The organism is Prosthecobacter sp. (assembly GCF_029946185.1).
GTDB lineage: Bacteria > Verrucomicrobiota > Verrucomicrobiia > Verrucomicrobiales > Verrucomicrobiaceae > Prosthecobacter.
On the sequence record NZ_JAQSEA010000133.1, the window covers coordinates 1 to 13,273 of the forward strand.

10 protein-coding genes are annotated in these 13,273 nt (G+C 59.3%); 6 read left to right on the forward strand and 4 right to left on the reverse strand.

All coding sequences use genetic code 11. The features are described 5' to 3' along the window. The 6 genes from rplL to PSV43_RS10815 form a co-directional block, all read left to right on the forward strand. On the forward strand, positions 1-327 hold a 327-nt coding region (gene rplL, locus PSV43_RS10790; protein WP_300196616.1), incomplete at its 5' end, for a 50S ribosomal protein L7/L12. Between the two features lie 116 nt (positions 328-443). Further along, the gene (locus tag PSV43_RS10795) at positions 444-623 is read left to right on the forward strand and encodes a hypothetical protein (RefSeq protein WP_300196618.1); all 180 of its coding nucleotides are present in this window, start codon (positions 444-446) and stop codon (positions 621-623) included. A gap of 85 nt (positions 624-708) precedes the next feature. Continuing rightward, a complete protein-coding gene (gene rpoB, locus PSV43_RS10800; RefSeq protein ID WP_300196620.1) occupies positions 709-4,569 on the forward strand; it encodes a DNA-directed RNA polymerase subunit beta in 3,861 nt (1,286 codons plus the stop codon). A 53-nt stretch (positions 4,570-4,622) separates the two neighbouring features. Beyond that, positions 4,623-8,762, forward strand: a complete 4,140-nt coding sequence (rpoC, locus tag PSV43_RS10805) for a DNA-directed RNA polymerase subunit beta' (protein WP_300196622.1) — start codon at positions 4,623-4,625, stop codon at positions 8,760-8,762. 95 nt (positions 8,763-8,857) lie between these two features. After that, a complete protein-coding gene (locus tag PSV43_RS10810; protein WP_300196624.1) occupies positions 8,858-8,998 on the forward strand; it encodes a hypothetical protein in 141 nt (46 codons plus the stop codon). A gap of 113 nt (positions 8,999-9,111) precedes the next feature. Further along, a complete protein-coding gene (locus PSV43_RS10815; RefSeq protein ID WP_300196626.1) occupies positions 9,112-9,333 on the forward strand; it encodes a CsbD family protein in 222 nt (73 codons plus the stop codon). A 68-nt stretch (positions 9,334-9,401) separates the two neighbouring features. Here PSV43_RS10815 and PSV43_RS10820 read toward each other — a convergent pair whose 3' ends face one another. The 4 genes from PSV43_RS10820 to PSV43_RS10835 form a co-directional block, all read right to left on the reverse strand. Further along, on the reverse strand, positions 9,402-10,277 hold the full coding sequence (locus PSV43_RS10820; RefSeq protein ID WP_300196628.1) for a phosphodiester glycosidase family protein: 876 nt from the start codon (positions 10,275-10,277) through the stop codon (positions 9,402-9,404). A 4-nt stretch (positions 10,278-10,281) separates the two neighbouring features. Beyond that, entirely contained in the window at positions 10,282-10,878 is a 597-nt protein-coding gene (locus tag PSV43_RS10825; RefSeq protein WP_300196630.1) for a non-canonical purine NTP pyrophosphatase, read from the reverse strand. Positions 10,879-11,048: 170 nt separating this feature from the next. Further along, on the reverse strand, positions 11,049-11,984 hold the full coding sequence (locus PSV43_RS10830) for a CNNM domain-containing protein (RefSeq protein WP_300196632.1): 936 nt from the start codon (positions 11,982-11,984) through the stop codon (positions 11,049-11,051). A 15-nt stretch (positions 11,985-11,999) separates the two neighbouring features. Beyond that, positions 12,000-13,262: a CNNM domain-containing protein gene (locus PSV43_RS10835; protein ID WP_300196634.1), complete on the reverse strand. Its 1,263-nt coding sequence runs from the start codon at positions 13,260-13,262 to the stop codon at positions 12,000-12,002. Positions 13,263-13,273 lie beyond the last annotated feature (11 nt).

The following is a 13,273-nucleotide window of genomic DNA, read 5'->3' on the forward strand; positions in this document are numbered from 1 at the left end:
ATGCAAGTTGCTGAACTCGTGAAATCCCTCGAAGAGAAGTGGGGCGTTAGCGCCGCTGCTCCTGCTGCCGCCGCCGCCGCTGGTGCTGGCCCTGCAGCCGTCGTGGAAGAAAAAACCGAGTTCGACGTCATCCTGACCGAAGCTGGCACCAACAAAATTGGCGTCATCAAAGAAGTCCGTGGTGTTGTTCCTGGCCTTGGCCTTGCAGAAGCGAAGAAGCTCGTCGAGAGCGCTCCGCAGACCCTCAAGGAAGGCTGCAAAAAGGAAGAAGCCGAAGAGATCAAGAAGAAATTGGAAGCCGCTGGCGCCAAAGTCACGATCAAGTAGTCCTCGTTCCCTCCTGTTCTTTTCCGCGTGGCGTTTGCCATCAATCCGCAGCGCCGCGCGGTCAGGAGCAATTAGTCAGTGTCAGTTTCAATCCCCCGTTTGTTTCGTTACATCGCATGCCCGCATCCGCTCGTGATCCCCGCCAGAACCTCCGCAGCCATTGCTACGGTTCCGGGGCACCTCGCGAAGTGCCGCATGCTTCTGACCCCTTTACTGGCCTGAATCCGGACTCGTTTCTGGATTCCGGCTGCTTCGTTTTTGCGACCATCGTAAATAATGCCGGGCTGGCCGCCTGACATTATTCTTTTGTTGCTTCGCGGAACTCACATTCCGCATCCCGTGCCACCGCCCATCGCCCCCTAACCGCCTCATCACTGCCTTATGTCCCAGCGCACCAACTTTGGCAAAATCCACGAAGTAGTCGAGCCCCCAAATCTCATCGAGATTCAGCTCCGCTCATACGAGGAATTTCTCCAGAAAAACATCTCGCCCTCGAAGCGCAAAGACCTCGGCCTCCAGGCCGTGTTTCGGGAGGTTTTCCCGATCACGAGTTATGATGAGAAGATGACGCTCGATTTCGTCATGTACGAAATCGGCGATCCCAAGCTCAGCTCCCTCGAAGCCATTCATGAGGCCGAGACCTTCAGCGCCCCGCTGTACGTAACCTATGAGCTCAAAGACGAGCAGGGTGCGAAGCAGGAACGCGTGTACATGGGTGAAATCCCCCTCATGACGGTGCGCGGCACCTTCGTCATCAATGGTGCTGAGCGTGTGGTCGTCTCCCAGCTTCATCGTTCCCCCGGTATCTGCTTTGAAACCAGCCAGCATCTCAATGGCCGCTGGCTCCATGGCTTCCGCATCATTCCTGACCGCGGTACCTGGCTCGAAGTGCAGTTCGACACGAACGATCTGCTCTACGTCTATCTCGACCGCCGCCGCCGCCGTCGTAAGTTCCTCGCCACCACGCTCCTGCGCGTGATCGGCTTCCCGGGCGATGAGGACATCCTCAAACTCTTCTACGAAATCCAGGACCTCAAGCTCAAGGACAGCCTGTCCGAAGAAGAAGTCGCCACCAAGATCCTCTTCAAGGACATCCTCGACGGTGAACTCATCGTCGCCCGTGCCTACGAGCCGTTGACCTCCGGCGTCATCCGCCAGCTCATCCAGCTCGGCCACAAGTCCGTCAAAGTCGTCACCGCCTCCCCGGATGACCTCCTCATCACCTCCCTGCGCAAAGACACCGCGAAGGATGAAGATGAAGCTCTGAAGGAAATCTACCGCCGTCTGCGTCCGGGCGATCCTCCGACCACGCCGAATGCACGCGCCCTTGTGAAGCGCCTGTTCTTCGATCCGAAGCGCTATGACCTCACCCGCGTCGGTCGTTACAAGATCAATCAGAAGCTCTCGCTGAAGACCGACACCGAAATGCGCATCCTCACTGCTGAGGACGTCATTTCCGCGCTCCGCTACCTCTTCCACTTGCGTGAAGGTCAGGGCATTCTGGATGATATTGACCATCTCGGCAGCCGCCGTGTGCGTGCCGTCGGTGAATTGCTCGCCAACCAGTGCCGCGTGGGTCTTTCCCGCACCGAGCGTCTGGTCAAGGAGCGCATGACCCTGTTCGACGTGAACATGGACACCATGACTCCCGCCAAGCTCGTCAACCCGAAGGCGCTTTCCGCCGTCGTGCGTGACTTCTTTGGTCGCAGCCAGCTTTCCCAGTTCATGGATCAGATCAATCCTCTGGCCGAACTGACCCACAAACGTCGTCTCTCCGCACTCGGGCCTGGTGGTCTGAATCGTGACCGCGCCGGCTTCGAAGTTCGTGACGTTCATCCGTCCCATTATGGCCGTATCTGCCCGATTGAGACCCCGGAAGGTCCGAACATCGGTCTGATCAACTCCCTCGGCAGCTATGCCCGCATCAACGAATTCGGCTTCATCGAAACGCCGTATCGTCCGGTGAAGGACAGCGTCGTCTCGGAAAAGATCGAGTATCTCACCGCCGACCAGGAAGAGAAGCACTACATCGCTCAGTCGAACAATCCGATCGACGAGAATGGCCACTACAAAGGCACGAAGATCACCGTCCGCTATCGCGGCGAGTTCATCGAAGTCGAGCCGGCCATGGTCACCCTCATGGACGTGTCGCCGAAGCAGCTCGTTTCCGTGGCTGCTGCGCTCATCCCGTTCCTGGAGCATGATGACGCCAACCGCGCGCTGATGGGTTCGAACATGCAACGCCAGGGCGTTCCTCTCCTCGAAGGTGAGTCCCCGCTCGTCGGCACCGGCATGGAAGGCAAGGCTGCCCGTGACTCCCGCTCCGTGATCGTCGCTGATGCGAACGGCACCGTCGCTGCTGCGACTGCTGACGTCATCATCGTCACCAAGGACGGCAACCTGCCGATCAAGGACGACAAGTTCCTCGAAAACCCGATCAAGTCGGTGGTGACCGACGAAGACAAGGGCACCCACGTGTATCCTCTGCGCAAGTTTGGCCGCAGCAACGCCGGCACCTGCATCAACCAGAAGCCTCTGGTGAAGCGCGGTCAGAAGATCAAGAAGGGCGATGTCATCGCCGACGGTCCTTGCACCGACCAGGGTGAGCTTGCCATCGGCAAGAACATGCTCGTCGCGTTCATGCCTTGGAACGGTTACAACTTCGAAGATGCCATCACCATCAGCCGCCGCGTGGTCAAGGAGGACATCTACACCTCCATTCACATCGAAGACTTCGAAGTCATCGCTCGTGACACGAAGCTTGGGCCAGAAGAAATCACGCGTGACATCCCGAACGTCGGTGATGAAGCCTTGAAGAACCTCGATGCCCAGGGCGTCGTGCGCATCGGTGCGGAAGTGAAGCCTGGCGACATCCTTGTCGGCAAGATCACCCCGAAATCCGAAACTGAGCTCGCTCCTGAAGAACGCCTCCTGCGCGCCATCTTTGGTGAGAAAGCCGCTGACGTGAAGGACACCTCCCTGCGTGTTCCCTCCGGCTGCACCGGCATCATCATGGACGTCCGCATCGCCCAGCGCGGCATGGGCGCCGACTCTGAGAAGGAGAAGCTCTCCCCGTCCGAGTACAAGAAGCACATCAAGCAGATCGAAGAAGACTATCGTGCGAAGAAGGAAGACCTCACCGAGCAGCTCACCGAGCGTCTCTCTGACATCCTTCTCAACGAGAAAATCCCTCTCGACATCGTGAACGGTCAGACCGGCGAGCCTCTCGTCGGCGCGAACAAGAAGATCACGAAGACGATGCTTCGCCACGTGGCTGAAAGCTACGACACCATCGAAATCGACCCGAGCCCGATCCGTAACAAGATCTTCGACATCATCCAGACCTTCGAACAGAAGTTCTCCGATGCCGACATGGAACGTGAGCGCAACCTCGACAAAATCGAGTCCAGCGAAGACACCGCCGACAGTGGCGTGGTCAAGCAGGTCCGCGTCTTCATGGCCAGCAAGCGCAAGCTTTCGGTCGGTGACAAGATGGCCGGCCGCCACGGAAACAAGGGGATCGTTGCCAACATCGTTCCTGAAGAAGACATGCCGTTCCTCGAAAACGGCACTCCGGTGGACATCGTTCTGAACCCCCTCGGCGTGCCATCACGCATGAACGTGGGTCAGGTGCTTGAAACCCATCTCGGCCTTGCCGCGAAGGCGCTCGGCATGAAGATCGCCACACCGGTGTTCGACGGTATTCCTGAGTCCAAGATCATGGAGTACATCAAGGACGCCAAGAAGGTTCCTGGGTACGAATGGATGGGCCTCAACGGCAAGTCGAAGCTCTATGACGGTCGCACAGGTGACGCCTTCAGCCTCGATGTCGTCGTCGGTTACATCTACATGCTGAAGCTGAACCATCTTGTCGCAGACAAGATCCACGCCCGTGCGGTTGGACCTTACTCGCTCGTCACGCAGCAGCCTCTGGGCGGTAAAGCCCAATACGGCGGCCAGCGTTTCGGGGAAATGGAAGTGTGGGCACTTGAAGCCTACGGTGCTGCGTTCACGCTGCAGGAACTCCTCACCGTCAAGTCTGACGATGTTCAGGGCCGCACGCGTATTTACGAACAGATCGTCAAAGGTGACCACGCTCTTGAAGCCGGCACGCCTGAGTCCTTCAACGTGCTTATCAAAGAAATGCAGTCCCTCGGCCTCGACGTTAAGGTGCACAAACGCGCCAACGCCAATGCTGACGCGGAAGCTCTCGAAGGCTTCGTCTCCTCGGTGGGTGCCTAACTCATCTTCCCCAGAAACCCAGCGCATAAACCTGCCACCCATCTCCACACATCATGAATGCTGACGCGAGCTTGAAAGAAATCTTCGGGGAACCCAAACACGGCGAGGAGTTCGACTATGTGTCGATCTGTATCGCCTCTGCGGACCGCACCCGCTCCTGGTCCTCCGGTGAAGTTAAGAACCCAGAAACCATCAACTATCGTACGTTCAAGCCTGAAAAAGGCGGCTTGTTCTGCGAGCGTATCTTCGGACCCACCCGTGACTGGGAGTGCGCCTGCGGCAAGTACAAGCGCATCAAGCACAAGGGGGTCGTTTGCGACCGCTGCGGTGTTGAAGTGACTCTGTCCCGCGTTCGTCGCGAGCGCATGGGCCACATCGAACTCGCTGTGCCAGTGACGCACATCTGGTTCTACAAGTGCATGCCTTCCCGCATCGGCCTCATGCTCGACATGACCGCCCGTTCGTTGGAGCGCGTGATCTATTATGAAGACTACATGGTCATTGATCCAGGCAGCACCCCGCTTCAGCGCGGCCAGCTCCTGACCGAAGTCGATCTTCGTGAAGCCGAAGAGCAGTACGGTGCAGACGCCTTCCGCGTCGGCATGGGTGCTCAGGCCATCCGCGACATCTTCGCCCAGCTCAACCTGGCGGACGTGACGAAGGAACTCGAAGAGGCGATGACCAAGACGCGCTCCAAGCAGATCCGCAAGAAGCTCGCCAAGCGCCTCAAGCTCTGCCAGGGCTTTGCTGAAAGCCACAGCCGTCCGGAGTGGATGATCCTCGAAGTGCTGCCGGTCATCCCGCCAGACCTTCGCCCCCTCGTTCCTCTCGAAGGCGGCCGCTTTGCGACCTCCGACTTGAACGATCTCTATCGTCGCGTCATCAACCGCAACAACCGTCTCAAGAACCTTCTTCAGCTTCGCACACCGGATGTCATCATCCGCAATGAAAAGCGCATGCTGCAGGAAGCTGTGGACGCCTTGTTCGACAACGGCCGCCACGGCCGCCCAGTGACCGGCGCAGGCAACCGCCCGCTGAAGTCCATGTCCGACATGCTCAAGGGCAAGTCCGGCCGCTTCCGTCAGAACCTTCTCGGCAAGCGCGTCGACTACTCCGGCCGTTCCGTCATCGTTATCGGACCTGACCTTCTGCTGCACCAATGCGGTCTGCCGAAGAAGATGGCCCTCGTGCTGTTCGAACCCTTCATCATCCGCCGTCTCAAGGAGATGGGCTTGGTGCACACCGTGCGCTCCGCGAAGAAGATGATCGAACGCCGCACCCCAGAAGTGTGGGACATCCTTGACGAAGTGACCAAGGGTCACCCCGTCCTCCTCAACCGTGCTCCGACCCTCCATCGTCTTTCGATCCAGGCTTTCGAGCCGAAGCTCATCGAAGGTGACGCCATTCGCGTGCATCCCCTCGTTTGTACGGCCTACAACGCCGACTTCGACGGTGACCAGATGGCCGTCCACGTCCCGCTTTCCATCGAAGCTCAGATGGAAGCCCGCTTGCTCATGCTCGCGCCGAACAACCTGTTCAGCCCTGCCAGCGGCAAGCCGGTGATGAATCCTTCCCAGGACATTCCTCTGGGCTGCTACTTCCTCACCTACCTGCGTGAGTTCCCGAATCAGGATGCCAAGGCCAAGAAGGGTGATGTCGAAGGTCGCGTGCCGATCTTCAACGACGCCTCCGAAGTTGAGTTCGCCATTTCCGAAGGCGGCTTGACGGTGAACGACAAGGTGCGTTTCCGCAATCCTGACTGGAACATGCCGAAGCGTCCGTTTGGTGACGGCAGCAAGGCCGTGATCGAAACCACCGCAGGTCGTGTTCTCTTCAACGAAACCTGGCCTGAGGGCCTCGGCTTCATCAACACCACCGTCGGCAAGAAGCAGATCTCGGACATCATCTGGCGCTGCTTCCAGACCGTGGGCCAGAAGGAAACCGTCAACGCGCTCGACCGTCTTAAGACGCTCGGCTTCCGCGAAGCGACTCGTTCCGGTTGTTCCATCGGTATCACCGACATGGTCATCCCGACCGCCAAGGCCGCTGGTCTTGAGAACGCCTACAAGCAGATCGAAGAAATCGAGAAGCAGTATCGCCGTGGTATTATCACCAACGGTGAGCGCTATCAAAAGATCATCGACATCTGGACGCAGGTGGGTGAAATCGTCGCCGACGAACTCTTCCGCACGTTGGAATACAACGAAGGCAAGAAGCACCACAATCCGCTCTACGTCATGGTGAACTCGGGTGCCCGAGGCAACCGTACGCAGATCAAGCAGCTTGCAGGTATGCGCGGTCTGATGGCCAAGCCTTCCGGTGAAATTATCGAACGTCCGATCACCTCGAACTTCCGTGAAGGTCTGAGCGTGCTCGAATACTTCATCTCCACTCACGGTGCTCGTAAAGGCCTTGCCGATACCGCACTTAAGACGGCTGACTCCGGGTACATGACCCGTAAGCTCGTCGATGTGTCTCAGGACGTCATCGTCACTGAGGAAGATTGCGGCACGGTCAACGGCATCACGCTTGCTTCCATCTATCAGGGTGACGAAGAAATCGTCGATCTCAAGACCCGCGTCTATGGCCGTGTCTCCTGCGAAACGATTCACGATCCCGTGGACAAGAGCGTCGTCATCAAGGCCGGTCAGCTCGCTTCCGAAAAAGAAGCCGCTCACCTCGCCAAGATCGGTGTCGAGAAGCTCAAGATCCGCTCCGTGCTCACTTGCGAAAGCAAGCGTGGCTGCTGCTCGAAGTGCTACGGCCTCCACCTCGCCACGCACAAAATGGCGAAGATCGGCGAAGCCGTCGGCATCGTCGCTGCTCAGTCCATCGGCGAACCCGGAACTCAGCTCACCATGCGTACCTTCCACGTGGGTGGTGCTGCCACGGCCTCCTTCAAGCAGCCCTTCATCAACGTCAAAAACGCTGGTACCGTCAAGTACACCGACATGCGTGCGGTTACCACGATCGAAGGCACCTGGATCGCTCTTACCAAAAACGGTATCCTCTCCATCCATGACGACGACGGTCGCGAACTCGAAAGCCACAAGCTGGTCACGGGTGCCGTTATCGCTGTCGAAGACGGTGGCAAGGTCAAGAAGGGCCAGCAGGTCGTCACTTGGGATCCGTATAACGTGCCAATTATCACCGAGAAGGCTGGTAAGCTGGAGTTCCGCGACATGATCTCGGGCATCACCATCACCAAGGAAAAGAACGAGTCCACCGGCAACGAAGAAACCGTCGTTATCGAGCACAAGGAAGATCTCCATCCGCAGGTCGTCGTTGTGAATCCGAAGACGCACGAAGTTCTCGCCAGCTACACCATTCCAGCGGGCGCTCACTTGAGCGTGAAGAACAACGAGAAAGTCGAAGCGGGTACCACCATTGCCAAGACGCCACGTAAGGCATCGAAGACGAAGGACATCACCGGTGGTCTTCCACGTGTGGCAGAACTCTTCGAAGCCCGTAAGCCGAAGGACGCCTGCGAAATCGCCCGTATCGACGGCACCGTCGAAATCGGTGGTCTGGTCCGTGGCAAGCGCCGCGTGATCGTCACCGACAACAAGACCGGCCAGCAGGAAGAACATCTCATTCCCCGCAGCAAGCACATCTTGCTGTTCAACGGCGACCACGTCAGCAAAGGCGACCAGATCACCGATGGTCCAGTCGTTCCGCATGACCTCCTCGAAATTCTTGGCCCACAGGCTCTCCGTGAGCACTTGGTCACGGAAGTTCAGGAAGTGTACCGCGCCCAGGGTGTGGAAATCAATGACAAGCACGTTGAGATCATCATCCGTCAGATGCTCCGCAAGGTGAAAGTCACCGACACCGGCGACACCGAGTTCCTCTGGGGCGACCAGATCGACCGCGGCGAGTTCGAGAAGGAAAACAACCGTGTCATCGAAGAAGGCGGCAAGCCTGCGGAAGCAGAGCCCGTCCTCCTCGGCATCACCAAGGCTTCCATCGAAACCGAATCCTTCATCTCGGCAGCTTCCTTCCAGGACACCACCCGTGTGCTCACCGAAGCCGCCACCCTTGCCAAGTCCGACTTCCTGCGCGGCTTCAAGGAAAACGTCATCATGGGTCACCTCATCCCAGCCGGCACGGGCTTCATCACCAACCGCAACTTCGAACTCCACGAAACCGAGCGCCCTGCGCTGCCTGTCCTCGTGGACGAAGACGCGGCCTAAGCCCGACCGTCCGTTCAAACCTCACCCGCCTCCCTCGGTGCAAACCGTCGGAGGCGGTTTTGCGTACCGGGGGGCGGTTGCCATGGTTGCATCCCATGCGTCGGTTCGCGGTTTTGAAGGTGGATTTGAAACGGGTCGGATTGTTTGGCTTCTCCCAAGGAGCGGTGGTGGCTGCTGATCTTGCCACTCTTTATCCGAACTCGAAACCGAACGCCCAGCGCGGCCGCCCTCCCTGATGAATCGCTCAGGCGTCCAATCGACGCTGTTGGGACGAAACCATGATTGAAACCAAGCATGGCATCCGATCGCCCTGAGACTTTCTTCACTCATTACCTCCCCCCAAATACAGATGAACACGATCTTAATCCAAGGCGTCTGGAACATCCTCAAGGGCAAGCTCAAGCAGACTTGGGCGTTGATCACAGGCGACCGTGTGGACTACCAGGAAGGGCGGGCGGAGGTATTTCTCGGACGCATCCAGAAGAAGGCTGGCGTAAAACGTGCGGCGATCAAGAGAGCCCAGCGTGAGTGCGAGAAATTGTGGCTGCAGATCGACCCGTGCTCGAAGTGATTGTCCACGCGGGATGCTGACTGTTCATGGTTGGCCCTGCAACCGTCAACCAGGTTAAACTTCCCCTCTCAGCGTGGCACAATGCCGATGTAGTTCCGCACCGTGCTCCAGCCGGGATCGGTATGTTCGCGGCCGTCGTTGGTGCGGTAGTAGAGGGCGGAGGAGCGGCCGCCGTCGAGATTGAGGGCACGGTTGACGGTGAATGCTGGCATGATGCCGGGAGTGGTGAGGAGCTCGGCGAGTTCACTCAGACTGATGTCGTGGGCGGTGCCGATGAGCCATTGATTGCCGCCGTCGTTGGCGATGAAGGTGCGGTTGCTGCGCTTGCGGCTATCGAGCTTGGGCACGGCCTGACCGCCATCGACCAGACGCGGGCCTGCTTGCACCAGCTCAGTTGCTGCGTCGGAGTTCACCTCCGCATTCCAGAGCAACTGGAGTTGCGACGTGACAACGACTGCTCCCGTGAGCAGCGGGCCTGTCTGCCAGGAGCCGGTGCGCTGACCATTGGCGATCATGAGACCCATGGGCTTGAATTCAGGTGTGAAGAAGCCGCCATTCACGCCCGCGACGGCTGCGGCGCCGTGCATGCATTCGGTGATGCGGCTGCCGCCGGACCAGTCTTCGGGCTGGTCGATGACCTTGAGATCAAACTGACGGCTGTCGAAGACTACGACCTGCACTTGGAAGGAGTGGTGTTCGCGGCCGATCTTGTACTGGATCAGCGAGGCACCGCCGAAAAGCGGCTGACCGTTGAAATCGGAGATGGCGGTCCACTTCGCCGACGGGGTTGGCTTGGGCGGAGGTTGGGCGGCCACTTCATCCGCCGAAGGATAGGGCGGGGCGAGGGGCGTCGGCGGCTCTGGATCTGCAATGGCCGGCGCTTGCCGTGGCGGTGTGGCGCAGCTTGCCAGCGCCAGGGAGAGGATGAAGATCAGCGGGCGCATGGGTTCAGGCCAATGAGGCGAGTTGTTCCTTCATTTCCGCGAGGGCGCGGGCACGGTGGCTGAGCTGGTTCTTGGTCTCGGCAGGCAGGACGCCGAAAGTCTCCGTGAAGCCCTCAGGAATGAAAAGGGCATCGTAACCGAAGCCACCCGCACCCACTTCCTCGGTGAGGAGCTGGCCTTCGACACTGCCATGCGTGACGTGCAGAACTTTGCCATCGCGTGCAAGGACCATGCAGCACTGGAAGCGCCCGCTGAAGGGTGCAGGCTGTCCCAGTTTGGCGAGTTCGGTTTTCAGTTTGGCACGGTTGTCAGCGGCATTGGCATCTTCTCCCGCATAGCGGGCGCTGCGCACTCCAGGTGCACCGCCGAGAGCATCCACCTCAAGACCGGAATCATCCGCGAGCACCAGCAGGCCTGGGGTGCCACGGCTGCCGCTCACGGCTTTGATGATGGCGTTGGCCTCGAAGGTATCGCCAGTTTCTTCATCGAGCATGACCCCGGGATGGCCCCGGAGATCTTCAACCTGCCATGCGTCTCCGAGGATGGCGGCGACTTCTTCAGTCTTGTGGGCGTTGGAAGTGGCGAAGATGAGACGGGGCATGGGGGAGTGACGAAGGTGGAGGTCAAGGAATAGTCAAAGGATGGTCAGGAGGTCAAGGCTCGACTCTTGACCCTGCTTGACAACATTGGGCCTTTGACCGCGATACCGACGAATGAATCGTGGGCTTGGAGCCAACCATCGTCAACCACCGTGAGCTCCGCCTTTCCCCTTCAATGCATCAGCGGTTCGAGCAAACGCTCCTCCGTAATCAGTCCCAGAGGCTGCTGGCGTTCATCGACGACGATGGCGAGGCGGCGGCCGGATTTGCGCATGCGCTGCAGGGCGTGCAGGGCTGGCAGGCTGGCAGAAATGACGTCGAGCGTGCGCATGTGGTGCCGTACGAGGCGGTCAGGTGGAATGATGGCGGGCAGTTCGGTGGTGTCCAGCAGACCGATGAAGCTGCCGCTGTCACCGAGCACGGGGAGCAGGGTGCAGTTTTGTTCCCGGGCGACGATCAAGGCCGTGCTAAGCGGGATCTCAGCGGCGAGGGCGATGCTGCGTGCCAGAGGCTGCATGACGTCGCCGGTGCGCAGTTTTTTGTAATCCAGCACGCGTTCGATGAGATGCGTGGCATTGGCAGAAAGCTGATGCTGGGTGGCAAGCTGCTGTGCCAGCGCTTTCAGATCTTCGCGGCCGCGTGTCTGACGTGCCTCACTCGGTGCTGCGGTGGGGTCGGCGGTGCGTCTGCCTGCCACCACGCGGAACAGGGGGCGGGCCAGACCGACGAAATGAACGAGCGGCGAGACGCTGCGCATGGAGCGGAAGGGATAGCTGCGGAAGATCTTCTTGGGCATCACTTCGAGGCCGATGAGAAAAACCGGCAGAGCGAGGGTGAAAGCGAGCACATAGCCCCACAGGCTCGCATGGTGAATGACGGGAAACGCGATGAGCAGGAAGGCGGCGAGATTGGTGAGGTGATTGGCCACGGTGATGCAGCCGATCAAGGCATCCCGATCTTCCAGCAGCGGCAGCAGGTTGCGTGCGCGGCGGTCTCCAGCGCTGGCCGCATGACGCACACGCACACGGCTGACGGCCATCACCGCGCTTTCCAGACCGGAGAGCATGAAGGACAGGACCATGAAGAGGATGAGCAGGAGCCAGGTCATGCGGGAGTGATGAAATTAGCTGTCGCTGGATTCATCGGCAGGTTTGGGTTTGAGGCGAAGTTCCACCTCCTGAATGCGGGCACGCACGATGCGGCGCACCTTGAGGTCGGCGTTGTCGAGGGTGATCCGCTCCCCCGGCTTGGGCACATGGCCGAGCTGATTGAAGACCAGCCCGCCGATGGTGTCGATGCCGTCAGCTTCCAGATCCACACCGAGCTCTGCTTTGAGGTGATCGAGTCGAGTGCCGCCATCCAGCAGAAAACGACCTGCTCCCAGATCTCGGATCTCCGAGGTTTCCCCATGCCAGGGCGCCGCTTCATAGAGCAGCCAGTCGGCGATTTCCCGGCGGGTGATCATGCCTTCGAGACCGCCGTATTCATCTGCGATGATCACGGGTTGGTCATCGTTATGCAGATGGTGCTCCAAAGCTTCGAGCACCGGCATGGTCTCAGGAACAAAGGCGGGCGTGCGCATGAGTGTGCGCCACTCCGGACGGTTCGCGAGCTTCCAGGCGCTGGTATCGATCACGCCTTCGACGAAGTCGGGGGTCTCGCCGTAAACGACGACAAAACGCCCGGCGGATTTTTCCAGAATGGCGGTCGTCTTCTGCGGCGAGTCATCGCTGCTCATGAGCGCGAGATCGACGCGCGGGATCATGCAGTCGCGCACGGTGAGCGCCTCGATGTCGAGTGCTTCATGGATCATGGCGCTCTCATCGCTGTCCAGCAGGCCCTGCTCCTGGCGCATTTCGACGAGGGTTTCGAACTCATGACGCGTCACAGGCATACGGGTCTTGATATGCCGGGTGACGAATTTTTGCAGCAGCACATCCGTGGTGCGGTCAACGAGCGCGGCGAGGGGGTCGATCACGTTGCGCAGCGGGTGCAGCAAACGCAGGCTGCCGAGCAGAACCACCGAGGGATTGTGAGCGGCAAAAAATTTAGGAGCCATATCTCCTAGCAGGACCGTTGCCAAGAATATGGCGGATGCTGTGATCCACCCATTCCAGCCCAATGCCAGCAGCGGCCCAGTCACCAGCCACAGGCCGAGTGCGGCGAGGGCGAGATTCAGCGCCGCAGAGAGCAGCATGGTGCGGTGCAACTGAGCAAAGGGATTCGCGGTGATGGCACGCAGTCTTTTGGCCACGGCCCCTTCACCGGCGGCGAGCAACTGAGCCTCAGTGTCGCGCGCGCTGTGGATGGCTGTTTCCGCAGCGGAAGTGACCGCGAGCAGCAGGAGCAGCGCGAAGTAGAGCAGAAAAGCGACAAACAGGGACATTTAGGGAACTG